Here is a 26,884-nt window from a genome sequence, read left to right on the forward strand (position 1 = left end):
ACCAAACTGACGTAATACTTGAATTAATCTTTCCTTCGGTAGAAAGTAGATTCAAATGGTTGAACTGATCCAGGAAAATGGCTTGTATATATCTATAATTAAACCTAATTTTACTTAAACCATCTCAAACTCTACTTGATGACTCTTGAGAAAATCATGGGTGAAATGATCCACCATATTTGTATCAGCTAGTTCCAAATTATAAAAATCTACAGCTTCATGGTCAAAATGGGGGCCAGCGTGCCAAGTACCCTCATGTAGCTTGATAAAACAATTCCCCGGAATGCGGAAAGCAGCAATCTCTTCTAATGTTGGTTCATTCACATCATTATGAGGAGGACAAACTGCAATTAACCAATCCTTCCCTTCCAAAGAACCCAGACATTGAGTGCATTGCACATGGCGAGTAATTTTGTGAAACTTTCGTCCTATTTTCTCCAACCGCATAATATAAAATCGTGGAATCCCATTTTGCAGCTTTAACTGGGCATCTTCCCCATCGTAAGTTTTGCCATCAAGACTTGCAAAAATAACCTGTCCATAACGCCGAAAGTTTTCAGGAGTCACCCATTGCACTTGCAACTGTTGCACTGTCTTTGATGTGCTCATGTCAAATCATTAAGAGAAATTATCTAAGTTTATTTTCGCCCATAATGACTGAATTTTACACAGCTATGACGGTGACTTCCTGAGTTTAAATGTCCTAAATTCTGAAAAAATAACCTCAGCTAGCTAGATAACTACGTACTTGTTCTTTTTGGCGCCGGAGGAGACTAAGAGCTTTTTGTTCTATCTGACGCACCCGTTCTCGACTAATACCCATGCGATCGCCAATCTGTGCTAAAGAAAGTTCATACCCATCCGTTAGACCAAAACGCAAGGTTAATATTTCTCGCTGCTGGGGAGACAACTTTGCCAATAAGTCTTGTAAGTCTTGGTGGAGAGATTCTTCAACGGCATAATCTTCGGGAGAAGGGCCATCATCCTCCAATATGTCCTGCAATTCTGTATCTTGTTGTTCGCCAACTCGCGCCTCAAGAGAGAAGGGCTGACGAGCTAAGTACAAACACTCTCGAACTTGGCTAGGTGTCAAAGATAAGGCAGTGGCAATTTCAGCAGTACTAGGAACGCGACCTAACTGTTGAGATAATTCTCGCTGCACCCGTTTAATTTTGTTCAGTTTCTCAAAGACGTGAATAGGTAAACGAATTGTACGTCCTTGTTGAGCGATCGCCCGTGTAATTCCTTGACGAATCCACCAGTAAGCATAAGTAGAAAACTTGTAACCAAGAGCGGGATCGAATTTATCCACCCCTCGTTCTAAACCTAAAGTACCTTCTTGAATTAAATCCATAAATTCCAGGTTGCGGTGCTGGTATTTCTTCGCCACAGCTACCACTAACCGGAGATTAGCCTGAATCATTTTCTGCTTGGCTTGGTGTCCTAAATTTAGCTGTTGCTCTAACTCTTCGACACTTAATTCCACCCGATCTGCCCATTCTTGCAGCATGGGTTCGTGGTTTAATTTCACAGCCAATTCTTCTTTAGCAGCTAATAAATTCATCATCTGCTGCACTTGTTGGGCAAAAATAACCTCTTGTTCGCGAGTCAACAAATCTACACGCCCGATCTCTTGCAGATAACTACGCACAATATCATCTGTAGCTCGAGGCTTTTTATCTGCGGCTAAACTTTTTTTCTTTGTTTTTTGAACTTCGGTATGTGGAGATGTTAAGTTGCTCATGGTTATTTGCTCCTCTGTAACCTCATCAATTTATTGGTATCAAGTCTAGATATTCAGACCCACAGCCATTTCACACTGCTAATCATAGATATTTTGCAAAAGTACTTAACACCCCATCCTTTAATTTCCTTGCCGCTTTTGGGGAAGGTAGACAAAGCTACGCTTTGGCGAGGTGGGTTTATTAATTTGTAATTTATGCAAAAGGTCTAATCAATTTGCAACACTGATGAATTCTGGTCTATGATACATTACAAGTTAATTGTTGGAGATAATAAACCCAAAATCAACCTACCCCTTAATAGTAACATCATCACCACTCACAAATCAATTACCTAAAGTATCATTAGCATATCCTTTGAAGTAATTACATTCCTCTATCATTGATTTTTGCATATTCTAAAATACAATTAACAATTAAATTTAGTCTAGTTATCCAATGCGCTTACTGGAAAATTAAAAATACTGAGCCACGATTCTATTATCCAAGAGATAAAATATTAATAGCGACTATAAAAAATAACAAACAATTCATTTTTTGAAGTGTTTATAGTCTACTTATCAATAAAATTAATATCATTAAATAAAAATTCATTAGATATAAAATATCCATTTCTTAGCTGATTTTTTTGTAATACAATCTTAAGCATATCAAGCCAGGTACATAGTTGGCGCTCGTTAAACATGAAAGAAAGAACTTCTCCTGCTTCCCCTCTTTAATAACCGCTTTCTTTAAGAATTTGGTCAAATACTTTAGTAATGAGGCATCTGGTGAAATTAATTATGCGGTATCCAGAACACTTCACAGACGTAGCACTGCTACATCTGTACATTCATTCTTACTCATATCTCTTTCCTGGGATTTAGGACGATCGAGAAGACGCAGATATCTGTGACAATTGCACTTGTGTCATAATTTAACGCAGACATCTGCACTGGATGCGGTATAATCAACTTGATTACTCCTAGAGAAATTTTATGGACTAAAAGTACTAACAGTGGTAACACTAACATCAAGGATGATACTTGGCAAGACAGCAACACCCGCGATCGCCCTAACTAATATCCTCTTTAAGCGAAAAGATTTTTGTGTAAGGGTGTCTAGTTGATTGTTGTGCAGTATAGCTTGAAGAACAACATTCCCACTTTTTGGAGAAGTCGGAAATAGTCTAAAACTCCTAATGAAGGAACATCTCACAGCTTTATGGCTTACTAGTTTCAATTTTTAGTTGACATAAAACCATAGTTATAAGTTTAGATAGATGGCTGGCTTATTGCAAAGATTTTTGGGAAAATGATACTATATTGAAGTTTTAATCTAATTCTTCAACCATCACTTTAGTAGATATTGGTTAAGAAAAGCATTTACCTCATTGGCGCATAACCCGACATTAACTATTTTTCCTGCTTTTTTAAGAATGTCTAATCCTTGACCATTATTGCGGGGGTCTGGATCGAGTATAGATACATATATTTCATCTATCCGACAATCTTTAGCGATCGCTAAAGCACATGCAGGTGTGCGTCCATGAAAAGAACAAGGTTCAAGAGTTACATACATTTTCAACTCGTTGAAAGCTTTGCCTTGAATCTGTTTAAGTGCGTCAGCTTCAGCATGGTGTTTTCCTGGTGCTTGCGTGTATCCTTGAGCTACGATCTCCTGGCCATCTACGATCGCACAGCCTACTGGTGGGTTCGGCAAACATTCCGGCAAAGCTTTTCTGCTTTGAGTTAAAGCAGCCAGCATAAATATTTCATCCATATTTGAGCGTAAATTATCTAGATAAATCACACTACCAAGAATTAGCTATTTTTTGTTAAAAAAGTTCTTATATCAAAATTTAGTAACTGTCACACTAATACCAGAATCCAGTTTCGGAACCTTGAGATACTCAATTGGTTCAGTACTTTGAGCCTTGGTTGGCTCCTGACATTGCTTAAAAAAAGCGCTTGGGTTATTGATGTACTCAAGTGGGTTAATTTTTTGACATCCTTGCTGCTGCACTAGCGAAATTGATTCAGCAGTTTGTTTTGGATTATTAGTCTGCCCGATAAAATTACTCCATGTAGCGTTAATCGTAGCTGGTTCTGTCAATAAAACTCCAGCCCGATCGCGATCGCCTGTTGTTATGGGAACATTCTCTTGATTAGCATAGGCACTCTGGCTGAGAGTGAGTGCGCTAATCACAACGGCTAAGAGAATAGAAGAAGATTTCATAATTCAATCTCTCAACATTTAATGTCAGTTTAATAATTACAATTGTCTAGATACAAAAACCAAGAAATAGCAGCCTAGCTTGAGTACCTTAGATTAACACAGGTAATAATAAATATAGGGAAACTTCATTAAAAATATAGTGAAATCTAGTAAAATATCACGGAAGTTTGCCTACGTTGAACAAGTTGCTTGAGCTATTTGTCTGCTTAATTGAGCTAGTAGCTGGATTTCCGCTGTTTTGTAGTAGTCTGATGTAGACTAATTTCTTGCTCTAACCACGCTGTTATTTGATACTCGTTTGCTAGGCTACATTAATTTTAAGCTGGAGCCAATTTACTTACTAGCCGTCTATATTTCATGCATATTACTATATATTACATTAATATTACAAAACTTAATGTATTTCTATATAAAGGCAAATTAAACTGATTGCGAGTCCTTATGGGTTCAAGACTAAAATAATGCAATTTTATGATTGGCAGTCCCATATTATTCCCAAAATTGACTATTATTTAGAGCAAAAATTAATTGTTAATTAAAGTTTTGAACTAGCTTATGTAAAGATTCATCCAGTCTTTATAGGTATCTGTTTTCACTGTCCAAGGCTTATCTCTAAAATGCTTACATTGCTTATAGACTGGCACAATTGTTCTATTCCTTACTTTGAACGAATTAACTCCTCTTGTCTTTTCAAATCAGCAAACCGAGAGTGAATATATTAGTATATTGTATAAATTTTTTGTAAAGTTATAAAAATCAGTGTTCTTACATAATATGATAGTGATTGTTAGCTTACTAATCAATACTTGCATTAGTAGTAACACAAAACGAAATTAACCAAAATTAAGCCCCTAAAATGGAAAGCGACTAAATCAGGCATAAAATTGTGATTTATCCTGTTTTTGCTCTCATCAGAATATCAATCTAAGTTCAAATCCCGACTTGCAAAACTACTAGTTAACTTCAGATATTGAAGAACCTCAACAGCAAGATATAGCTAAAAATAAACGCAAATATTAATATCGCAAAGTAGACTTCATTAGCACTGTAGTCAAAATTTTGAGAACAATTTGCTGTAAGTAAATAGTCTTTTTATAAAAGTTTACATATATTATGACGATGGAATCTTTACCAAATTTTGAAGAAGTAAATATTCAGAAATACTTAGAAGTTATTCAGCGGCGTTGGCTACCTCTAGTTGGAATTTTCGCCATATCTGTTAGCCTTGGATGCTTGTATGCATTTTCACTAAAACCTTCATACAAGGCAGAAGGAAGTTTGATGATTAAAACAAATCGCTCTTCCTCACTGACAGGCTTACCGGATGACATAGGACGCCTAGAAGCTTTGAATGTGAACGACAATCCCCTGGAAACTCAGGTGAGAGTTATTGGCTCGAATCCAGTAATTGAGAAAACGATTAATTCCCTCAACCTTAAAGATAGTCAAGGCAAACTGCTCTCGATTCCCGATTTGGCAAAACAACTAAAAATAGAAGGAATTAAAGGCACTGATGTTGTACAACTTTCTTATAAAGGTGGCGATCCAGAACTAGCTGCCAAAATTGTTAATGAAGTTATTGACAGTTATATCGATCTAAATATCAAGGCTAATCAGAATGAAGCGCGGACAGCCAAACAGGTTCTTGTAACGGAAGTACCTAAAGCTGAGGAAGTTGTCAGAAGAGCCGAATCAAAACTGCGGCTATTTAAAGAAACAAATAAAGTTGTTGTTCTAGAACAAGAAGCAGCCGCAGCAGTCGATACCATTTCTAAGTTAGGAAATCAAATTTCTCAAGCTTTGGCTCAACTAGATGATGTGAAGGGTCGTCTAGAACAGTTAAGCAGTGAAGCTCAGGTAGATTCACGGCAAGGTGTAATCGAATCTGAATTGAGTCAAGCACCTGGAGTTCAGAAAGTGCTTGCTGAACTCCAAGAAACAGAAAGCAAACTAGCAATAGAGCGTACCCGTTTTTCACCTGAACACCCTACAATTACTAACTTAGAAGAAAAAGTCTTAGCTCTTAAGAACTTGCTAAAAGAGCGAACAGGACAAGTAGCTGGTGGAGCGCAGATAACACAGGGAAGTTTACAGGTTGGACAACTGCGGCAAAGCCTAATTGCAGATATTACTCGTGCCCAGGCAGAACGGGTTGGTCTAGAGAGACAAATTGCCACACTCAAACAACAGCAAAATGCCTATATCAAACGAGCAAATAATTTGCCAAGGCTAGAACAAAGTCAACGAGAGCTAGAACGGAAACTGCAAGCAGCTCAAACGACTTACGAAACACTCTTAAAGAAACGTCAAGAGATTGATATTGCACAGAACCAAAAAATTCCAAATGCTCGTGTCATTTCCTATGCTTTAATCCCTGATAAAGCAGAAGGACCTCGGAAAATGCTGTTTATTGTTGGTGGAGCAGGAGTTGGTTTTTTCTTAGGTATCATTGTCGCCTTTACTTTAGACTTGATAGACCGCTCGGTGAAGACTGTCAAAGAAGCCAAAGAAGTCTTGAGATACAGTGTTTTGGGAGTAATTCCTACACAAGGTAGAAATGCTAAAGATCATTCTTCTATACCAGGACTGGATAGAGCTATTCCCAAAATTATTGGCAGAGATATTCCTTACTTCCCTGTTGGTAATGCATATCAAATACTACAAGTAAACTTGAAGTTCCTCTGTTCTGATAAACCGCTCAAAAGCATTGTAATTACAAGTTCCGTTGCCAAAGAAGGAAAGTCTGACGTATCTGCAAATTTAGCTGTGACTATGGCTCAGGCGGGGCGTAGGGTGTTGTTGGTGGATGCAGATATGCGTCATCCCATACAGCATCATATCTGGGGGCTAACAAATACAATGGGACTAAGTAATGTAATAATTAATCAAGCTTCTTTAGATACAGTAGTTCAGGAAGTCATGCCTAATCTGGAAGTTCTTACTTCTGGAGTTTTGCCTCCCAATCCAGTTGCAATGCTAGATTCTCAACGTATGGCAACATTAATTAGTAACTTTGGGAGAGATTACGACCTTGTGATTTTTGATACTCCTCCATTGTCAGGAATAGCAGATGCTGCTGTTTTAAGTACTTTGACTGACGGTATCTTATTAGTTGTTCGTCCTGGAGTGGTTGACTTGAACAGTGCAAATGCAGCTAAAGAGTTTTTAACTCAGTCAGGTCAGAAGGTATTAGGGATAGTCATTAATGGTGTGAATACTAAAAATGAATCTAATAATTATTTTTATGACACTAAAAAACGACAAATTGAACATGATTTGGTATTTTCTAGCAGTTTAACTAAATTTCGCAAAGAGCGTTAAGTTTTCTTAGAAATTGTGAAAGCTACGATCGCTACAACCGTCTAAACCCAATTTTGTGAGTGTAGGAATAATGGAAAAAACTAAAATCAAAACTTCTTGTTTAATTAATAGTTACAATTATGCTGAATTTCTCTCGGAGGCAATTGATAGCGCTTTAAATCAGACAGTTAAATTTGATGAAATTATCATTGTTGATGATGCATCTACAGATAAGTCTGTGGAAATTATCAATAAATTTACTCAATTAGCTAATGTTAAGTCTATCTTTAAAGAACAAAATCAAGGACAACTATCATCTTTTAATGAAGGTTTTTTAGCTGCTACTGGTGACATTCTATTTTTTTTAGATGCCGATGATATTTATGAACCTCAGTATTTAGAAAACGCCCTAAATTTTTACAATAGACGCAGTGAATGTGATTTTGTCTTTTGTGCGTATAAAAAATTTGGAGCAGTACAAGGCATATTTCAAGACGATACAGTTGATTTAGATTTGGGTTATTCAGTAATTAGAACTTTATATAATGGTGAATGGATTGGTTCCATAACTTCAACATTATCTATACGTAAAGAAATAGTTAGAAAAATTTTACCTATTCAAAATATAGAAGATTGGCGTGTAAGGGCTGATGACTGTTTGGTATGGGGAGCTTCTTTGGTTGGGGCTAAAAAGTTTTATATGTCTAAACCTTTAGTAAGGTATAGAATACATGATAATAATCAATATCATAATAAGAACTTTTTAGATGTAGACAAAAACTATGAATACAAAAGATTCTGGAAGCGTAATTCTCTGTTTAATTACATTTTGCAAAAAAACAATTTTAGTTCCCCATTATTATTAGCTTTCACATCTATCAATGAGTTACAAACAATACCATGCCCAAAATATCAAGATTTTATTACTTATTTGAAAATAATATTCGTATTTGAGCATAGTTTGTATTGGAAAATCAAGGGAATTCTTTTAATAATTAGCTACTTTTTGAAAATTTTGATTAGTGGTAAATTCAAAATATTGTCAAGGCTCAATAATATAAAATACTGAAAAATACACTTCATTTTGTCTTTGGAAAAACTGAAAATATTGCACTAGCGAGATTGATAAGTACAAATAATTTTAGATGATTCGTTCATAAAAATAATGTTAAGTAAATTAAAAATCAAAAACTTATCGAAATTTAAATCTCGTTCTGGTCTGCGTGCAATTATTGCTAATACAGGTTGGTTATTTGCTGACCGCATTCTACGTATGGGTGCAAGCTTGGTTGTAGGAGTATGGGTAGCACGTTATTTAGGAGTAAAACAGTATGGTCTATTTAACTATACTTTAGCTTTTGTTGCCTTATTTAGCCCAATTTTTACTCTCGGACTAGACGACGTAGTAGTTCGCCATCTTGTGCGTCAATCATCAAACAAAGAGGAAATTTTAGGAACTACTTTTTGGCTAAAGTTTTTGGGTGGAATTGCTTCTGTTTTATTGGCAGTTAGCACGATGTTTTTCTTAGGTGAGCATGAAACACTAAAGATATGGCTAGTTGCAATTTTAGGAATAGCAGGAGTTTTTAGGGCATCTGATACTATTGAACTGTGGTTTCAATCACAGGTGCAGTCAAAATATACTGTAATCGCTAAAAATACGGCATTTCTGCTAAATACTCTCATCAAAATCGCACTGATTTTAACAAAAGCACCGTTGCTAGCTTTTGCTTTGGTAACATTAGCAGAATTTGCAATGAGTGCAATTGGCTTACTGATTGTTTACCAAGTCAAAGGTTCTTCATTGTGGTTATGGCGTTGGAGTGTTGCAACTGCTAAAACTCTTTTGAAAGAGAGTTTACCTCTAATTTTTTCGGGGTTCGCCATCATGATTTTTATGAGAATAGATCAGGTGATGTTAGGTCAAATGATCGGAGATAGTGAGGTTGGTATTTATTCTGCGGCTGTACGTGTTTCTGAAATTTGGTATTTTATTCCGGGGGCTATTGTTTCTTCTGTTGCTCCAGCAATTTATGCCGCCAAGGAAAAATCAGAAAGTCTTTACTATCAGCGAATAGGACAATTACTCAGTCTTATGACATGTATATCTTTAGCAATTGCTCTTCCTATGTCCTTTTTATCTGACAAGATAATTATGGTGATGTTTGGAAGTGGATATGCAGAAGCAGGGCCAATATTAGCAGTTCATATTTGGACTTCTTTGTTTGTATTTATGGGTCTTGCAACATCACCTTGGTTTATTGCTGAAGGTTTGAACCATGTTTCTTTAGGTAAGACTTTATTTGGAGCGATACTAAACATTATTCTCAATTTATTACTTATTCCTAAATATGCAGGACTTGGGGCTGCGATCGCAACAATAATATCTCAAGCTGCTGCTGCTTTTATATGCAACGCATTTGATTCAAGAACACAAAAGCTCTTTAAGATTCAGGTGCGATCGCTTATTCATTTTTACAAATACTGATCGTTATTATTTAACTTTTATATGATACAAACACCAGTAACTCTTATTATTTTTAAACGCCCCCAAATAACAGAAAAAGTTTTTGAAGCTATTCGCCAAGTAAAGCCAACAAAACTTTTTGTAATTGCAGATGGGCCCCGCACTGACCGCGAAGGTGAGGCAGAAAAATGTGAAGCGACTAGGGCAATTATTGAGAGAGTTGATTGGGACTGTGAAGTAATAAAGAATTATTCTGATATCAACTTAGGTTGTGCAAAACGGGTATCAAGTGGTTTAGATTGGGTCTTTAATAATGTTGAAGAGACAATTATTTTAGAAGATGATTGTATTCCTCACTCAACTTTTTTCAGCTTTAGCGAAGAACTGCTAGAAAAATATAGAAATGATACCAGAATCGCCACAATTTCTGCTCAAAATCTTCAACTTGGACGAAAACGTACAAATTACAGTTACTATTTTTCTCGCTATAACCATTGCTGGGGTTGGGCAAGTTGGAGACGTGCTTGGCAACATTATGATTTGACTATCAAACTCTGGAAAGAGGTGCAAGCAGAAAACCTTTTACATGACATTCTTATAGACCAAAAAGCAGTAAATTCTTGGCAACGAATATTTCAGTCTATTTATGACAATCCTACAGGTATAACCTGGGATTACCAATGGACATTTGCTTGTTGGATGCAGGGAAGCTTAAGTATTATTCCCAATGTCAATTTAATCTCTAATGTTGGTGTTGGTGCAGACGCAACTCATTTCACTTCAAATCAAGGATTTTCCTTCATCAATATGTCTATGCAGGCAATGAAATTCCCCTTAAAGCATCCACCATTTATTGTCAGGAATGTAGAAGCAGATAATTTTACACAAAAAACAGTCTATAAAGCAAGTGCATTGAATATTTTTAAAGAGGAAGTGAAGAAAAGATTGAATTATTCAACGATAAACAAATAAATTAATTAAATATTCTAAATGAAAGTAAAATTAACAGAAAAAATATTAACTATCTTGCTATTACTGATTGCTGTCGGTGCATTAACAATACACCCTGCACAAGAAGTTTCCATGTCTACGCTTGGAGGCGATAAGCTAGATACTTTGTTCAATATAGTTTCATATTTAATCCTATTTTATTTCATAATTTTATACTGGAAAGGTTTTCTTTATGTAATTACCAGAAGTCCATTACAGTTTTTGCTACTAGCAATAGTTATATTTTCTCTTTTATGGTCAGAAGACCTAAGTTCTAGTCTTACTTATTTAAGAGGTCTAATCCGTATATATTTTCTTGCAATCTATTTAGCAATGCGTTATTCCCTTAGGGAACAAATGAGATTGATAGCTTGGGCACTTGGTGTAGCTGCATCATTATCTATGCTATTTTCTGCATTCTTACCAGGTTATATTCACGAATCATCTGAATTACTAGGTATGTGGAGTGGAATTTATGGTCATAAAAATGAATTAGGTTACATGATGGCTTGGAGTGCAGGAGTTTTTTTACACATTGCTCTTAGTGGTCATCGATATCGCTGGTTGATGTGGGCACTATGTGGGATATCTGTATGTCTAATTATCCTCTCACGTTCAACAACATCTTTAACGATCTTATTGACAATGATATTACTTTTACCTTTCTACAGATCGTTGAAGAAAACTAATTATAAATTACAAGTTATTATGATTACTTCAACTTTGATGTTATTAATAATTTGTTCAATATTACTTCTCAGCAATGCCGAAACTGTAGTTGGGACTTCTGGTAAAGACCTTACCTTCAATGGACGATCTGACCTCTGGGAGCTAGTAATTTCTAAAATTTTGGAAAGACCTTGGCTAGGTTATGGATTTTCGGGGTTTTGGACTAGTAATGCTGCATCTAAATTAAGAGCTACTTATGATTGGGCAAGTAATGCTCACAATGGTTTTTTAGAAATATTGTTAGAATTAGGATTCTTAGGTTTTTTGACTTTTGCAGCAGGGTTTGTCCGGTTTTTTGTAATGGCACTGAATCGAGTTATTTCTGTGGCTAAAAAACCGGAAGATTATTGGCCAATGCAGATGCTAATTATCATTGTCATAGTGAATTTTTCAGAAGCCAGATTATTAACTCCTAGCTGGAATTGGTTAATGTATATCACCACGTCATTATCATTGACTGTTGAATATCAACGAAATCATAAAAAGATTTTAGTCAATTAGTTTTTGTGGCAATCAGAAAGAGTTTTAGTGATTATTAAGTTAATAAAAATGAAAATTTTACATATTAGTACCCATGATATTAGTGGCGGTGCAGCCAGGGCTGCATATCGTTTACACACAGGTTTACAGAATATAGGACTACAGTCAAAAATGTTAGTTCATGAAAAATATAGTAATGATAAAACAGTAATTGCACCTAAAATTAGACTGTTTCAAGGCATCGCTAAGGCAAAGCTGACAGTTGAAAGTTTGCCATTTAAGCTTTATCGTCAAAAGAAAAATACCCCATTTTTTACTCAATGGTTGCCAGATAGAGTTATTCCTAAAGTTGCTCAGATTAATCCAGATATAATCAATCTGCATTGGATTAGCGGAGGTTTTATGCAAATAGAAACCTTTGCTAAACTGAAGCGCCCTCTAGTTTGGACTCTCCATGATATGTGGGGGTTTACTGGAGGATGTCACGTTACTGGAGAATGCGATCGCTACAAAATATCCTGCGGGGCTTGTCCTCAACTCAACAGTGGTAATGAATGGGATTTATCCCGTTGGGTATGGCAGCGCAAAGTAAAAGCTTGGAAAAATTTAAATTTAACTCTGGTTTCACCAAGTTCTTGGCTAGCAGAGTGCGCTCGTTCTAGCTCTTTATTCCAGAATTTGCGAATTGAGGTAATTCCCCACGGATTAGATACTCAAAAATATCGACCGATTAATCAACATTTTGCACGAGAAGCACTCAATTTACCTCAAGATAAAAAACTGATACTCTTTGGAGCGATAGAAGCAACAAGCGATAGAAATAAAGGATTTCATTTGTTACAACCAGCTTTACAAGAATTGAGTAAATCTGGCTGGAAGGATGACTTGGAAGTTGTGATTTTTGGAGCATCTCAACCCGAAAATCCACCTGATTTAGGCTTCAAAACCCACTATTTAGGACACTTACATGATGCTATATCTTTAGCAACTGTTTACTCAGCTGCTGATGTAATGCTTGTACCATCTCTTCAAGAATCTTTTGGACAGACAGCTTCGGAATCATTCGCTTGTGGTACTCCAGTTGTGGCGTTTAATTCTACTGGCTTAAAAGATATTGTCAATCATCAGCAGAACGGTTATTTGGCTAAACCTTATGAAGTTGAGGATTTTGCCAAAGGAATCACCTGGGTACTTGAAAATGAACAGAGGTTGCAAAAACTGTCATTTTATGCTCGTGAGAAAGCCGAGCAAGAATTTACCCTGGAACTTCAAGCACGTCGTTATTCAGCCTTGTTTCAGGAAATATTGATGATAGCCAAGAAATCTTCATTGAGTAATTAACTTAGTAAATCAATACTTCATAATATGTCAATACCTATAGCTTTTATAATTTGTACAGAACCTGGCCGTTTAGAAGGTCAATCTTTGATGCTTGCAGAAAGTATTCGTAAGTTCTGCGGCAAATTGAAACATACACCTATATATAGTTTTCATCCTAGAGTAGGTGAACCGATATTAAAGCAAACCCAACAAGCGTTTGAAGCATTGCAGGTGATTCACCAACAAATTCCAATAAATCGAGAATTTCATGAATATTATTTAGCCAATAAACCCTTAGTTTGTGCCTATGCAGAACAAAATGTCGATGCAGAAATATTGGTTTTTTTAGACAGTGACAAATGCTTTTTTTCTGAACCAAAAGAATTTTTATTGCCAGTAGATTGTAATGTACGGATGCGTCCTGAGTATGGTCAAGGAATTGGTTCTACAGGTCTGCAAGACCCTCAAGAATGGTATTGGCAAAAACTATATGAAGTACTGGGAGTAAAGCGTGAGATATTTGTTGACACACCAATTGGGAATAAGAGAATCAGAGCTTATTGGAATTCTGGTTTGATTGCTGTAAGAAGGAGTGCGGGTATATTTACAACTTGGAAAGAGAACTTTGAAAAAGTAATGCGCTTGGATATTACTCCTCCCCAGGGTATTTATTTTGTTGAGCAGTCTGTTTTGTCTGTAACTTTATGTGCCTTGGAAGAAAACGTTGAACATCTTCCCTCTAACTATAGTTATCCATTACCTTTACATAACCGTTTATCAAAAGAACTACAAATTAAACATTGGAACAATATTGTATCCATTCATTATTTCAACTTATTTTTTTATAACGATTGGTATGGACAAATAAAAAGATCGAAAAACTTGAATGTCAACTCAGAGAAATATCAATGGTTATGTGAAGAGGTTATCAGACTTAATATGCCTCGTGTATCAGTTTGGCATAGATATTTATTGGGAGTCAGAAGAATTGAGCAAAAATTAAAAAAATTTAATCTAGATATTAATTTTAGTGGCTGGATAGAAAAGAAAGTTAAGTTTTAAACTGCTCTAAAAAAAATATATATATGAAATGTAGACAACTGATGATTTAGATTATGAAAATAATTTTTCAGAATTTCATCTAAGCTTATTATTTCAATTAATCATTTTTGTACATATTATCTGAGGCAAATGAAATGAACAAAGCAAATCTAGCTGTAATTATGACATGTCATAACAGACGGAATACAACTCTTGCCTGTCTAAATGCTTTATATCAGCAAAAAAATCATTGTGATGTTTATTTAACTGATGATGGGAGTTCTGATGGGACTACAGAGGCTGTTAAAGCAGAATATCCAGAAGTACAAATTCTTCAAGGTAATGGCAATTTATTTTGGGTGGGAGGAATGCATCTCGCTTTTGGTGAGGCAATAAAATATCAATATGATTATTATCTGTGGTTGAATGATGACACATTTTTGGAAGCCAATGCTGTGAGTAAACTATTACAAGTTCATCAAGATTTGACAGAACTTGGTTATCCAGACTCAATTGTAGTTGGTTCAACTAAAGACTCAATTACAGGAAAAGCAACCTATGGAGGAGCAGTAAAATCTAAAAATTGGTATTCTAATAAATTTGAATTTTTAGAACCAAGCTCCGTTATCCAAAAATGCGATGCTATGTATGGTAACTGCGTGCTAATTTCTAAAAGTGTTGCCGCCAAAGTTGGCAATATTGATACAGCTTTTGTCCATAGTTTAGGAGATTTAGATTATGCCCTGAGAGCGCGTAAATTGGGTTGTAAAATATGGGTAGCTCCTGGGTATATTGGTACTTGCACTAAAAACTCTATCCGCAATAGTTGGGCAGATACCAATTTAAATCTCTTAGAACGCTTGAAAAAAGTACTACAAATCAAAGCATTTCCATTGAAATCATGGACTATATTTTGTAGTAGACATTCTGGTCTATTCTGGATATTGTACTGGTTCTTACCCTATATTAGAGCAATTATTGGTTACAAAGATTTAGCAACTTCTCCTACATTTTCTGAGGATATTAATCAAACTAGCTCAGAAGTCTAATACTTACACGAGAGTCATTGGTAAATGATATTTGGACAAGTTATAACGTATCTTAATAATTTGACAAATGTAATTTCAAATTATAAAATAATAATCAGCAATCATTTTATGGGTAAACGCTTACTAATTGTCTCAACTCTCGATTCTAGTCAGCCATTTGGTGCATTTACTAGACCTTTTTATTTAGGACAATATCTTACTAAACATTTTGATGTCTTTCAGCTAGGTTTAGATTGTTCATCTGTTAATTATGCACCTTCTCTTTCTATTGGATCGAGAAGCTTGAAGTCATATATTCAATCCATAGAAAAGTGCGTCGACGATTTTTGTCCAGACATTGTGTATGCTCAAGAAACACTACCTGGATTGGCTGCTTTAGCTGCACTAAAGCTTAGAAAACAGAGTAGTTCCTCTCTTGTCTTAGATTTTCATACATTTTCGCCTTATGAATACTGGATGCGTTTGTTTTCAGTTGCCAATCCTTTTAAAGAGTTTGCACAATGTATTAAGACATATATTGCTCAAGGAATTTTAATATTTTCTGGTAGTCCAATTATTGCAGCAGGTGAATCAATTCCTAAACTAATTTCGCAATGGTATGGAAAAACTCCACAACAAATTTATTCTATCGGGAATGGAGTGACTGAAGACTTACTCGATACTGAAGTTTTTCCAGATAAAGACCCCTATCAAGCATTTAGACCAGCTAAAATAGTGGTTATTATTGCTCCCAAAACATTTCAATTTCCAACTAATGATATGTCTGTATCAATGGCTATCGAGGTCGCCAAATCCCTTGAAATTCATCAAGAAAAAGTGCATTTTGTTGTTATTGGTAGAGATAGTAGTGATATTTCAGAACCAATACCCTCTAACATTTCTTTTTTAGGATTTTTACCTAAAAGAGAAGATTTTGTAGCCCATCTGAAATATGCAGATATTGCTTTGTTGCCATTTTCCAAACAAGCAGTAGCAGGTGGCGCTCGGAATAAAGCATTAGATTATTTCGCTAGTAGAAAATTAGTTATATCAACACCAGAAGGCTTGCGAGGTTTAGAAGAATTTCGCAACTTGGAACATCTGTTGGTAACAGGATACTCTAGCGAAGAAGTCGCTAACACAATACTAGATGCTGTTTCAAATATTGATAAATATCAATCACTTGTAGATACGGCATATACTTTAATTACCGAAAAGTATTCATGGAATGCAAAAGCACAAAATATCGCAGACATCCTCGTGAAAATAAGTGCTTTTTAGTTATCTTTAGATAATAATTTTTAACTAAAAAGCTTAGGTATTTCAATATATCAGTATTTCTATATTGAAATATTGATGATTGATTTTAGAATCCTAACCTTGATTTTGAGATAAAATCTCATATTTATCAAAAGAAAAACAAGATATGAAAAAGCGATTTTCTTATAAAATTATTGGTGCTCAAGTAGATGCACTGTCTATCCTTGACTTAAATTCATTGATTGAAGAATCTATCGAGCAGGATGAAAAATGGATTATTGCTAATCACAACTTACATAGTCTTTATCTCTTCCATAACGATCTAAAAATGCAAGCTTTTTATTCCAAGGCAGAATATACCCATATTGATAGTATGCCTTTAGTATTTATTGGAAAGCTGTTGGGTTTTCCAATTAAACGCGAACAAAGAGTAACCTATGCTGACTGGGTATGTCCTCTGATGGCAGAAGCTGCTACTAAAGGCTGGCGTGTATTCTATTTAGGTTCAAAGCCAGGAGTTGCTGAAAAAGCAGCAAATATTTTATGCCATAAATTTCCGGGTTTACAGATTGCTTGCGCTCATGGCTATATTGATATAAATAAAGATAGTCAAGAAAATCTCGCCACTGTAGCTGCAATTAATGCTTACAAACCTCATATATTAATGGTGGGAATGGGTATGCCACGCCAAGAATATTGGATTTACGAAAATCTTGGACATCTTCATACCAATACTATTTTGACTAGTGGAGCCTGTATGGACTATATAGCAGGAGCAATACCTACTCCTCCTCGCTGGATGGGAAAGGTGGGATTAGAATGGTTGTATCGCTTGTTGTCTGAACCAAAAAGACTTTGGAGACGTTACTTACTAGAGCCTTGGTTTGTTGCTACATTATTTTTACGAGAAATTTGGAGTATCTCCTCAACTCAACAAAAAAAAAATAACCCGCTGGTATTTCTAAGTACGAAATTTCACAAGTTCGTAGCGTTATCGAGTTTCTCAAAGCCTTACCAGTAGGTTACTCAATTCGTCACGAATTTATGAAATGTTGTACTAAGGTTTAATGATTAACTAGTCAGTAAGTCTTATTCAACTTTCATAATCGTGAATAGCAAAAAATTTTTTTATCTATTTTGCTTAGAATAATACTTAAAAATACTATAGAATTTCCCGGTATAGTGAGGTACATTTTCAAATCTACTAAGCTTGGTAAACAAGATTTGGGTGTACCTCAGTCGCTGAGGAAATACTATATTTACGCCTGAGTGGAGTATTAAGTTGATTCTTGAAAAGCCTGGGCTATAGCACTGCGAGCTGGTTTAGATTGCAGGTTCTCATCGAAGGGAAGCGGACGCAGAAATTTCCAGAGACTTGGATTGTTTCTAAAGGTTTTTCTTGGCATCCACTGAGGATGACGTATCCAGGTATGACGGTCAGTAAGTCCCCATGTAATCACAGTATCGACTTTAGCTGCAAAGCACAGGTCAAGATATCGCTTGTAACTATCGGCTACCATTTGGTCTAGGCTTTTGATACTATCGGGTAGCGGGGTATCAATGATAATATCTAATTCTGTAATTATTGGTTTCACTTCAAGATCGTTAAGCCGTTTTAAGACCGAATTAAGTCCTTTTTCGTCAAAAGGATATGCAGTAGAAAACCATAGATGTGATTGGAGACCTGCCCCGTCAATTTTAACGCCACTATTCTTCAGATATTCGACCATTTTTAAGAAACGATCTGATTTCCATGTAGCGCCTTCAATGCCGAAATCGTTTAGGTAAAATTTCTTGCTGTTATCAACTGAAGCGGCAATTAAAAATAAGTCTCGAATCAATTCTGGTTTTACCCCTTTACGCAAACCGATTGTTGCATTATCAGTTTCATTTTCACTATCAGCGATAATTTCATTGGCAATATCCCAAGACTTTAAAACGGGACTATTGCGATAATGCCCCATGACTCCTTTAACATGGCGTTCGAGCGTCTTAAGTGTAGGGGGATAAGGAAGCCAGTCTGGTCTTCCCATGTGCCAGAAAAGGGTATGCCCATGCATGTCTATATTATGTTTTTGGCAGAAATTAGCGATCGCATCTGCTGATTCAAAGGTAAATTGTCCTGGCTGTGGTTCAGTAGCGTTCCATTTCAATTCACCGTTCGGTGTCACAATGGAACATTCACGAGCCATCAGGTTAGCGTAATCTTTCTCTGTTTGCAAAAATTCACTAGAAATTGCTGCGCCATAGCGCTTTCCTTTGGCAGCAGCTAATTGCCGAAGAGGAGAATTTAAATTTTTACTTGTATAATTTCCTGCAATAGCATTCGTGCCTTGATTTTCTTTTTGGTTATCTTTTTGTAAAAACCCCATAGTTAATAAGGCAGAAAGGGTTGTATATCCTGCTCTTCTTAAAAAATTTCTCCGATAAGGCATAAATTGTAGTTAATAAAAAACACATAAGATTATATTACAAAATAAATTTTGATACTTTTTGAAGTTTAGTGATAATTCACACATTCATTACACAATATAAAAATGTTAAACTATAACGTATGTTTGATTGACATCAATTAACTGTGCTTCTATATATTAGCGGTAAAGATACTATCCTTAATAATAAAGATTCATTCGATAATAAATAGTTAATTCTGTCTAAATCAGCACCGGATAGTAGCAAAATTGTGAGGTTTTTAGATCGTACTTCCGTTGCTACCGATGGTAATACGATCGCCAGTGACCTACTTTTATCCAGCTATTCAGTACCAATTTTTGAGGTGTTATATTGCCAAATTAACTTACTGTTATAGTTTTATAAATTAGGTTTCTAACTCTTATTATGACAACTCAGTTTTCTTGGACTAAACAGTGGTATCCTATTATTCCTTTAAGCTATTTAGATGTTTTGAATCCCACCCCAGTCACTCTTCTGGGGAAAAAAGATGCCTGCGGCGGGCTACGCCAACGCAATCGCTAATAAGTCCGCTATTCGCCCGCAGGACTATCAACAACGGGTTGAGCAAGCGTTTGCACTTTTAGCTGCCGATGCAAATCAATAACTGAGGCGATCGCGATTATTGAGGCGATTGGAGATGATTTGAGTCAATGGTATGGAAATCGGCGATTAGCAATGTAATATTCCCGTACCTGTACCCCACAAAAAAGAATAAATTCTCTAAAAGTCTTTTAAAACAAAGACTTTGGTCATTGAGTACATTATTAATACATATTAATAGATGCAATATTGCGGATGAGATATTAATAGATGCAGTATTGATTGAAAGTTAATTTAAGAGCCTAAAGGTATCAACAAACTATTCTTTAAACGTGGAGTAAATCCTACCGTTAAATCTTTAATGCAGATAATACACTTGCTTTCTAGTACTGGCTATTTCTGATTCTTATATTCACGTGTTCTGATAATGCAGCTTAGAGGCGGGGACAAAAATCATATTATGAACAAAACCTTTGCAACCATCGACGGGAATGAGGCTGTTGCCCGTGTTGCTTACAAATTAAATGAAGTGATTGCCATTTATCCCATCACCCCCTCTTCAGCAATGGGTGAATGGGCAGATGCTTGGTCAGCAGAAGGTCGTCCCAACCTTTGGGGTACTATTCCCAGTGTCGTGCAGATGCAAAGCGAAGGGGGAGCGGCTGGTGCTGTGCATGGGGCTTTGCAAACAGGTTCTCTGAGTACCACCTTCACGGCATCTCAGGGATTATTGTTGATGATACCCAACTTCTACAAAATTGCTGGTGAGTTGACTAGCGCCGTGGTTCACGTTGCTGCCCGTTCCTTGGCTACTCATGCTTTATCAATTTTTGGCGACCATAGCGACGTGATGGCAGCTCGTGCGACTGGCTTTGCTCTGCTGTGTTCCGCTTCGGTGCAGGAAAGTCAAGATTTTGCTCTCATTGCTCATGCTGCTACCCTAGAGACGCGAGTCTCCTTTATGCATTTCTTTGACGGCTTCCGCACATCACATGAAGTGCAGAAAGTCAAATTGCTTTCAGATGATGATTTGCGATCGCTAATCCACGATAACCTAATACTCGCCCACCGTAGCCGTGCCCTCACCCCAGATCGTCCCGTATTGCGCGGGACTGCCCAAAACCCCGATGTCTACTTCCAAGGACGTGAAGGTGCTAACCCTTATTACAACGCTTGTCCAGCAATTGTCCAGCGCATCATAGATGAATTTGGAGAACGCACGGGAAGGCATTATAAAATCTATGAATATTACGGCGCTAACGATGCCGATCGCGTTATTGTTCTTATGGGTTCAGGTTGTGAAACCGTCCATGAAACAGTAGATTACCTGAACGCCCGTGGTGAAAAACTTGGTGTAGTGAAAGTGCGGCTTTACCGCCCCTTTGATGTCCAAAGGTTTGTCGCAGTATTACCAACTAGTGTAAAAGCGATCGCAGTTCTCGATCGCACCAAAGAAGCAGGTAGCATTGGGGAACCCCTCTACCTTGATGTAGTTACAGCTTTGTATGAAGTATGGGGAGCAGGGGAGAAGTTAGGATTAGATTCCCCTCTGCCTAAAGTTGTTGGTGGCCGTTACGGTCTTTCGTCCAAAGAATTTACCCCGGCGATGGTGAAGGGCATCTTTGACAATCTTGCCCAAGCTAAACCGAAAAATCACTTTACGATTGGGATTAATGACGACGTTAGTCATACTTCCTTGAGCTTTGACCCTAGTTTCTCTACAGAATCGGATAACGTTGTCAGGGCAATGTTCTATGGATTGGGTGCTGATGGCACTGTTGGTGCTAACAAAAACTCCATTAAAATTATTGGTGAAGAAACTGACAATTACGCCCAAGGCTACTTTGTCTTTGACTCCAAGAAATCTGGCTCAATGACCGTCTCTCACCTACGCTTCGGTAAAGAGCCAATTCGCTCTACCTATTTAATTGACCAAGCTAACTTTATTGGTTGTCATCACTGGGGATTTCTGGAACGCATAGATATTTTAAAGGCTGCTATTCCTGGAGCAACTTTGCTGCTTAACAGTCCATACAATGCAGATACCGTTTGGGAATATCTGCCGTTGAAGGTACAGCAGCAAATTATCGACAAGCATTTGAAGTTATACGTAATCAATGCTAGCCAGGTTGCTCGTGAAAGTGGCATGGGTGGCAGAATTAACACCATTATGCAAGTATGCTTCTTTGCCTTAGCGGGTGTCTTGCCGCAAGAAGAAGCGATCGCTAAAATCAAACAAGCGATTGACAAGACTTATGGTAAAAAAGGTGTAGAAGTTGTCCGCATGAACTTGCAAGCTGTAGACAACACCCTAGACAACTTACATAAAGTAGATGTCCCCCAAACAATCCACATTCCTAACTCTTCACTCCTAACTCCTAACTCCTCACTTAACTCCGCTCCCGAATTTGTGCGAGAAGTTCTGGGCAAAATCATGGTGTGGGAAGGTGATGACTTACCTGTTAGCACACTACCTGTTGATGGCACCTTTCCCGTAGGTACTGCCAAGTGGGAAAAACGTAACGTTGCCGAAGAGATACCTGTGTGGGAACCGGATGTCTGCGTCCAGTGTGGTAAGTGCGTCATGGTTTGTCCCCACAGTGCCATCCGTGCCAAAGCTTATCAACCTGATGAGTTAGTTAATGCACCAGCAACCTTCAAGTCAACTGGTGCAAAAGATAAAGACTTTGCCAATCAAAAATTTACCATTCAAGTTGCCCCAGAAGATTGCACGGGATGTACTATTTGTGTAAATATTTGCCCTGCTAAAAATAAATCTGAGCCATCGCTGAAAGCGATTAACATGGCACAGCAGTTGCCATTGCAAGAGCAAGAGCGAAAAAACTGGGATTTCTTTTTGAGTTTACCTAATCCTGACAGGCGATCGCTAAAATTAAACCAGATTCGCCAACAACAACTGCAAGAACCTTTATTTGAATTCTCTGGTGCTTGTGCAGGTTGTGGTGAAACACCTTATCTAAAATTATTAACACAATTGTTTGGCGATCGCGCTGTCATCGCCAATGCTACAGGTTGTTCTTCAATATATGGTGGTAATCTTCCTACCACTCCTTGGACAACCAACGCCGAAGGACGCGGCCCCGCGTGGTCTAATAATCTATTTGAAGATAACGCCGAATTCGGTTTTGGCTTCCGCCTCTCCCTTGACAAACAAGCTGAGTTTGCGGCGGAATTGTTGCAACAGTTGGGGAGTGAAATAGATGAAAACCTTGTCTACTCCATCCTGAAAGCTGAACAAAAATCTGAGGCTGACATTTGGGAACAGCGCGAAAGAATAGAACTGTTGCAGCAGAAGTTAGATGAAATTGTAACTTTCGACCCCCATCTAAAATCCAAAATCCAAAATCTGAAATCTCTTGCAGACTACTTGGTGAGAAAAAGCGTCTGGATTGTTGGCGGTGATGGTTGGGCTTATGATATCGATTTTGGCGGTATCGATCATGTAATTGCTAGTGGTCGAAATGTCAACATTTTGGTGATGGATACAGAAGTGTATTCTAATACAGGCGGTCAATCTTCCAAAGCCACGCCAAGAGCCGCAGTTGCCAAATATGCCGCCAGTGGTAAGCCAGCACCAAAAAAAGACTTAGGGATGATAGCCATGACCTACGGAAATGTCTACGTAGCGAGTGTAGCCCTTGGTGCTAGAGATGAACATACCCTCAAAGCATTTTTAGAAGCAGAAGCTTATGATGGCCCATCAATAATTATTGCTTACAGCCATTGCATTGCCCACGGCATCAACATGACTACAGGGATGAATCATCAGAAAACTTTGGTAGAATCAGGTCGTTGGTTGCTGTATCGGCATAATCCAGAGTTGCTTAACCAGGGTAAAAATCCATTGCAATTAGATATGCGATCGCCTACGCAATCTGTAGAACATTCGATGTATCAAGAAAATCGCTTCAAAATGCTCACTAAGAGTAAACCTGACGTTGCCAAGCACTTGTTAGAACAAGCCCAAACTGAGGTAGATGCCCGTTGGCAGATGTATCAATATTTGGCAAAGCGCGATACTTTCTGAACATGAGTCCTAGTTTTAGTTATAAAAATAACGACTTGAGTAACTCAAGTCGTTATTTTCGTTACAAAATTACCTTTTTGGTTAGTAAAATCATTATTTTCGTTACAAAGGCTGTAATTTAAGTCGTGCTGAACCCAAGCTTTAACTAACAAACGCACAAATGTTGGATTTCATTTCTCAAGACAATTGTAACAAGAGTGCAATATCTAGTGCGGGAGATATCAACACCGACGAGATCGAGTTCTAGGCTACTTAGATAGACGAGTCATTTCAAACAATTGCTGGGCATTACTTCCTAAAAAAGCATCAAAAAGTACCTGCTTTCCAGATTCCACTTCTACTAGATAGCGCTGGGCTATTTCATAGTAGGCGTAAGTCCAAGGAATCTGAATTTCTGCACCACTGTTATCATCTAACACTGTCACCATTTCTGTTATTGCTTGAGTTGCAGTTTGCCGCAAACCACAAGCAACATTTCCCTCTATCTCTGCTTTCATTGGTACACCCAGGTTAATCAAAGCACTGGCAGTAGTATCAATGTCTGGATATTCTGGAGTATTGTGTGCATTGATGTAGCCTGTGAAATGATTGACAGCATATCCATGCAGCAATACCCAAGCACCATACTGAGTAACCTGATTCACTTCTTCAACAATCAAACGATGCGGAGGTTGCCAGGGGCGGGTGAAGACTTGCTGGAGTTGTTTGGCGATGGTTTCAATATTCCCGTCTTTTTGTAGAAGAGTAAAGGGTGAGGTCAGTCCGTCTGGGATTGAAGATACTGTTTTAGAGATGAGTTGGGCAATATTATCAGGCAATTCATCGACAATTAACTCGCTGATAAACAGCTTGGGTAAATTAAATTCCTCTTGCTGCGGATGACGATAATGACGGGCGTACAAATAAGTTTGAGCAAAAGTATACTCTCCAGCCGCCACATAACCCAAGGCTTCTGCAAGTTGCCCCAAGTAGTCAATTCCTAAGTTAACTTGACCCTGTGGACTATCTACTAATAAACGCAATGACCGAAAGGCAATGTGGTCGTTGGCGACAGTTCCACCAGCAGCAGTAATCATTTGCTGGTAGGTACGAGCATGATTTACCCTGGCGCTGTATTCTTGCCAAAGTAATTTCCATAAATTAAGGGCAATTTTATTTGTCATTTGTCATTTCCCCCTTTCTCCCTTACTCCTCATCTCCCTGATATTTTAAGAACTTAAAATCTCACTGATAATTTGAAGGGCTATCTGAATTTGGTCGCTGTCAATAACTAGAGGGGGACAGAAACGAATTGCTGCTTTACCGCAACCTAGCAATAATAAACCGCGTAAAAAAGCTTCTTGAATAATGCGATCGCGCAATTTATAATCGAGATTACCCTGTTCATCCAACAAATCTACCGCTACCATCAAACCTTTACCTCGTGGCAACGATACTCTCGGAAATCTTTGATGCAACTGGGTAAGACTAGCTTGTAATAATTCTCCCATTTGGGTAGCGTTAGTCATCAAACCACTTTCCAGCAGTCGTAATGTGGCAATACCAGCAGCACAAGCTACGGGATTACCGCCAAATGTAGTAGCGTGAGAACCGGGAGGCCAAGTCATTAACTCTGGTCTAGCAAGTATCGCTCCTAAAGGCAGACCACTGGCAATACCTTTAGCAGTAGTAATGATATCAGGCATCACACCCCAATGCTCGATCGCAAATAAGCGACCAGTCCGCCCCATCCCTGCTTGCACTTCATCCACTACCATCAGAATACCGTGGCGATCGCATATCTCCCGAATCCGCTGCAAAAAACCATCTTCGGGTACGATATATCCACCTTCTCCTTGAATCGGTTCGACTACGATCGCCGCTACTTCTTGCGGTGGTAAAATTGTGCTAAATAACTGTTGTTCCAAGTAATCTAAGCTTGCGTGAGTGCCGTAAGGGATATGAGTTACCCCAGGAACTAAAGGCCCAAAATTAGCTCGTTGCACTGCTTTGGAACCAGTCAGAGACATTGCCCCATAAGTGCGTCCGTGAAATGCACCTAAGAATGCCACGATTAGCGATCGCTTGGTGTAATATCTAGCTAGTTTAATGGCTCCTTCATTGGATTCCGCCCCGGAATTGGTAAAAAATACTTTTGCGGGAAACCCAGTATTACTCTGTGGCTGGGGAAAGGGGGCACGAATCGCCAACTGTTCCGCTAGTTCCACCATTGGTTCATAATAAAAATCCGTCCCTGACATGTGCAGCAGACGTTCAGATTGTTCTTGAATTGCTTTGACAACTTCCGGGTGGGCGTGTCCGGTGGCGGTAACGGCAATACCTGCGGTCATATCCAGAAATACATTGCCATCCACATCTTCTATCATGCAACCTTGACCGCGAGATACAACTAATGGGTAATCGCGGGTGTAAGAAGGGGAAGTTACGGCGCGATCGCGTTGTACAATTGCTTGAGCGCGAGACCCAGGTAAAGAAGTTACTATACGGGGTGTAAGAGGTAAATTTAGGTTAATAGGGATACTTAACATAATTTTTTCAATTTTTTTGCATATTAGTGATGATTAAACGCTAAAGGTTGATTGCTGACAGTAGCATTTGATGCCATTGGTGTAGAAATTACGCATTTACCGAAAAAGTTTCATGGTAAAGATTTTCGTATTTTGTAAGACTTTGCCCGTTTTTATAACACAACTTCTGCGATCGCGTCATATTATATTTTTTGTTGAAGAAGAATTTAGAAGTCAGAGTCGTCTTTAAACGACTTTTGCTATTAGCCTCAGAATTTATTCTGAGGCGGGCTGGATGAGAATAAAATAGCCCTGCATTAGTTGCTTTTGCGACTCCAAAAGTTGGTTTTCAAGTCGCATTAGTTGCTTTTGCGACTCCAAAAGTTGGTTTTCAAGTGGCATTAGTTGCTTTTGCGACTCCAAAAGTTGGTTTTCAAGTCGCATTAGTTGCTTTTGCGACTCCAAAAGTTAGTTCAGTAGTAGCCAGAATGCCTCAATCTTCCTCTCTGTGCCTCTGCGTGAGCTTATTCAGCAGTGAATGCAGAGATTCAGCATACAGTGAGGCGGTGTTGGAATAACGTACCGGGTGCGTAGACGCTTTTAGCGGCTTGTCGTAGACATCGCTTATTTGAAAGAGGCACTGCGAACGACGATCGGGATCAAGTCACCGGTGGTCTTGGTTTTAACTCGTCTGGTGTGACGTACCTACACTTCCTGAGTATAGGTAAGTGTAGGCTTCTCAACACAACCAACTGCGATCG

19 protein-coding genes are annotated in these 26,884 nt (G+C 37.9%); 12 read left to right on the forward strand and 7 right to left on the reverse strand.

Going from position 1 to position 26,884, the window contains the following annotated elements; all coding sequences use genetic code 11:
• Window positions 1–114 precede the first annotated feature (114 nt).
• From AC1F2U_RS17170 to AC1F2U_RS17185, 4 genes are all read right to left on the reverse strand, one after another.
• Window positions 115–609 (reverse strand): ureidoglycolate lyase, encoded by a 495-nt coding sequence (locus AC1F2U_RS17170; RefSeq protein ID WP_480262192.1) that lies wholly within the window; start codon window positions 607–609, stop codon window positions 115–117.
• 115 nt (window positions 610–724) lie between these two features.
• Complete coding sequence (locus AC1F2U_RS17175; protein ID WP_480262193.1) at window positions 725–1,744, reverse strand: RpoD/SigA family RNA polymerase sigma factor; 1,020 nt, start codon at window positions 1,742–1,744, stop codon at window positions 725–727.
• Between the two features lie 1,330 nt (window positions 1,745–3,074).
• Window positions 3,075–3,503 (reverse strand): bifunctional diaminohydroxyphosphoribosylaminopyrimidine deaminase/5-amino-6-(5-phosphoribosylamino)uracil reductase RibD, encoded by a 429-nt coding sequence (locus AC1F2U_RS17180; protein WP_480262194.1) that lies wholly within the window; start codon window positions 3,501–3,503, stop codon window positions 3,075–3,077.
• A gap of 72 nt (window positions 3,504–3,575) precedes the next feature.
• Complete coding sequence (locus tag AC1F2U_RS17185) at window positions 3,576–3,959, reverse strand: hypothetical protein (protein ID WP_480262195.1); 384 nt, start codon at window positions 3,957–3,959, stop codon at window positions 3,576–3,578.
• A gap of 1,113 nt (window positions 3,960–5,072) precedes the next feature.
• Here AC1F2U_RS17185 and AC1F2U_RS17190 point away from each other — a divergent pair.
• From AC1F2U_RS17190 to AC1F2U_RS17235, 10 genes are all read left to right on the forward strand, one after another.
• On the forward strand, window positions 5,073–7,280 hold the full coding sequence (locus AC1F2U_RS17190; protein ID WP_480262196.1) for a GumC family protein: 2,208 nt from the start codon (window positions 5,073–5,075) through the stop codon (window positions 7,278–7,280).
• 70 nt (window positions 7,281–7,350) lie between these two features.
• A complete protein-coding gene (locus tag AC1F2U_RS17195; RefSeq protein WP_480262197.1) occupies window positions 7,351–8,328 on the forward strand; it encodes a glycosyltransferase family 2 protein in 978 nt (325 codons plus the stop codon).
• A gap of 96 nt (window positions 8,329–8,424) precedes the next feature.
• A complete protein-coding gene (locus tag AC1F2U_RS17200) occupies window positions 8,425–9,747 on the forward strand; it encodes a flippase (RefSeq protein ID WP_480262198.1) in 1,323 nt (440 codons plus the stop codon).
• Window positions 9,748–9,771: 24 nt separating this feature from the next.
• On the forward strand, window positions 9,772–10,698 hold the full coding sequence (locus AC1F2U_RS17205) for a glycosyltransferase family 2 protein (protein ID WP_480262227.1): 927 nt from the start codon (window positions 9,772–9,774) through the stop codon (window positions 10,696–10,698).
• Between the two features lie 18 nt (window positions 10,699–10,716).
• Window positions 10,717–11,946, forward strand: coding sequence for an O-antigen ligase family protein (locus AC1F2U_RS17210; RefSeq protein ID WP_480262199.1), 1,230 nt, complete (start codon window positions 10,717–10,719; stop codon window positions 11,944–11,946).
• A 48-nt stretch (window positions 11,947–11,994) separates the two neighbouring features.
• Window positions 11,995–13,266 carry a glycosyltransferase family 4 protein gene (locus AC1F2U_RS17215; protein WP_480262201.1) on the forward strand — a complete coding sequence of 424 codons (1,272 nt, stop codon included), beginning with the start codon at window positions 11,995–11,997 and terminating at the stop codon, window positions 13,264–13,266.
• Window positions 13,267–13,290: 24 nt separating this feature from the next.
• Entirely contained in the window at window positions 13,291–14,307 is a 1,017-nt protein-coding gene (locus tag AC1F2U_RS17220; RefSeq protein WP_480262202.1) for a hypothetical protein, read from the forward strand.
• 134 nt (window positions 14,308–14,441) lie between these two features.
• Entirely contained in the window at window positions 14,442–15,335 is an 894-nt protein-coding gene (locus tag AC1F2U_RS17225; protein ID WP_480262203.1) for a glycosyltransferase family 2 protein, read from the forward strand.
• 108 nt (window positions 15,336–15,443) lie between these two features.
• The gene (locus AC1F2U_RS17230; RefSeq protein WP_480262204.1) at window positions 15,444–16,595 is read left to right on the forward strand and encodes a glycosyltransferase family 4 protein; all 1,152 of its coding nucleotides are present in this window, start codon (window positions 15,444–15,446) and stop codon (window positions 16,593–16,595) included.
• A gap of 145 nt (window positions 16,596–16,740) precedes the next feature.
• Window positions 16,741–17,595, forward strand: a complete 855-nt coding sequence (locus AC1F2U_RS17235; protein ID WP_480262205.1) for a WecB/TagA/CpsF family glycosyltransferase — start codon at window positions 16,741–16,743, stop codon at window positions 17,593–17,595.
• A gap of 256 nt (window positions 17,596–17,851) precedes the next feature.
• On the opposite strand, the gene AC1F2U_RS17240 is transcribed toward AC1F2U_RS17235, so the two are convergent.
• Window positions 17,852–18,946, reverse strand: a complete 1,095-nt coding sequence (locus AC1F2U_RS17240) for an endo-1,4-beta-xylanase (protein ID WP_480262206.1) — start codon at window positions 18,944–18,946, stop codon at window positions 17,852–17,854.
• A gap of 466 nt (window positions 18,947–19,412) precedes the next feature.
• Here AC1F2U_RS17240 and AC1F2U_RS17245 point away from each other — a divergent pair, with 466 nt between their 5' ends.
• A complete protein-coding gene (locus AC1F2U_RS17245) occupies window positions 19,413–19,550 on the forward strand; it encodes a hypothetical protein (protein WP_480262207.1) in 138 nt (45 codons plus the stop codon).
• 478 nt (window positions 19,551–20,028) lie between these two features.
• Window positions 20,029–23,616, forward strand: a complete 3,588-nt coding sequence (gene nifJ, locus AC1F2U_RS17250) for a pyruvate:ferredoxin (flavodoxin) oxidoreductase (protein WP_480262208.1) — start codon at window positions 20,029–20,031, stop codon at window positions 23,614–23,616.
• A gap of 248 nt (window positions 23,617–23,864) precedes the next feature.
• On the opposite strand, the gene AC1F2U_RS17255 is transcribed toward nifJ, so the two are convergent.
• Together AC1F2U_RS17255 and AC1F2U_RS17260 are read right to left on the reverse strand one after the other, a co-directional pair.
• Window positions 23,865–24,779 carry a 2-oxoadipate dioxygenase/decarboxylase family protein gene (locus AC1F2U_RS17255; protein ID WP_480262209.1) on the reverse strand — a complete coding sequence of 305 codons (915 nt, stop codon included), beginning with the start codon at window positions 24,777–24,779 and terminating at the stop codon, window positions 23,865–23,867.
• Between the two features lie 45 nt (window positions 24,780–24,824).
• Entirely contained in the window at window positions 24,825–26,144 is a 1,320-nt protein-coding gene (locus AC1F2U_RS17260) for an acetyl ornithine aminotransferase family protein (RefSeq protein ID WP_480262210.1), read from the reverse strand.
• Window positions 26,145–26,884 lie beyond the last annotated feature (740 nt).

It is taken from the genome of Nostoc sp. LEGE 12454 (assembly GCF_056620565.1).

Coding starts and splice junctions, on each gene's coding strand:
- AC1F2U_RS17255 (WP_480262209.1), bottom strand. CDS start 24,779: ATGACAAATAAAATTGCCCTTAATTTATGGAAATTACTTTGGCAAGAA.
- AC1F2U_RS17210 (WP_480262199.1), top strand. CDS start 10,717: ATGAAAGTAAAATTAACAGAAAAAATATTAACTATCTTGCTATTACTG.
- AC1F2U_RS17185 (WP_480262195.1), bottom strand. CDS start 3,959: ATGAAATCTTCTTCTATTCTCTTAGCCGTTGTGATTAGCGCACTCACT.
- AC1F2U_RS17200 (WP_480262198.1), top strand. CDS start 8,425: ATGTTAAGTAAATTAAAAATCAAAAACTTATCGAAATTTAAATCTCGT.
- AC1F2U_RS17260 (WP_480262210.1), bottom strand. CDS start 26,144: ATGTTAAGTATCCCTATTAACCTAAATTTACCTCTTACACCCCGTATA.
- AC1F2U_RS17190 (WP_480262196.1), top strand. CDS start 5,073: ATGACGATGGAATCTTTACCAAATTTTGAAGAAGTAAATATTCAGAAA.
- AC1F2U_RS17220 (WP_480262202.1), top strand. CDS start 13,291: ATGTCAATACCTATAGCTTTTATAATTTGTACAGAACCTGGCCGTTTA.
- AC1F2U_RS17245 (WP_480262207.1), top strand. CDS start 19,413: ATGACAACTCAGTTTTCTTGGACTAAACAGTGGTATCCTATTATTCCT.
- AC1F2U_RS17180 (WP_480262194.1), bottom strand. CDS start 3,503: ATGGATGAAATATTTATGCTGGCTGCTTTAACTCAAAGCAGAAAAGCT.
- AC1F2U_RS17215 (WP_480262201.1), top strand. CDS start 11,995: ATGAAAATTTTACATATTAGTACCCATGATATTAGTGGCGGTGCAGCC.
- AC1F2U_RS17225 (WP_480262203.1), top strand. CDS start 14,442: ATGAACAAAGCAAATCTAGCTGTAATTATGACATGTCATAACAGACGG.
- AC1F2U_RS17240 (WP_480262206.1), bottom strand. CDS start 18,946: ATGGGGTTTTTACAAAAAGATAACCAAAAAGAAAATCAAGGCACGAAT.
- AC1F2U_RS17235 (WP_480262205.1), top strand. CDS start 16,741: ATGAAAAAGCGATTTTCTTATAAAATTATTGGTGCTCAAGTAGATGCA.
- AC1F2U_RS17175 (WP_480262193.1), bottom strand. CDS start 1,744: ATGAGCAACTTAACATCTCCACATACCGAAGTTCAAAAAACAAAGAAA.
- AC1F2U_RS17170 (WP_480262192.1), bottom strand. CDS start 609: ATGAGCACATCAAAGACAGTGCAACAGTTGCAAGTGCAATGGGTGACT.
- AC1F2U_RS17230 (WP_480262204.1), top strand. CDS start 15,444: ATGGGTAAACGCTTACTAATTGTCTCAACTCTCGATTCTAGTCAGCCA.
- AC1F2U_RS17195 (WP_480262197.1), top strand. CDS start 7,351: ATGGAAAAAACTAAAATCAAAACTTCTTGTTTAATTAATAGTTACAAT.
- nifJ (WP_480262208.1), top strand. CDS start 20,029: ATGAACAAAACCTTTGCAACCATCGACGGGAATGAGGCTGTTGCCCGT.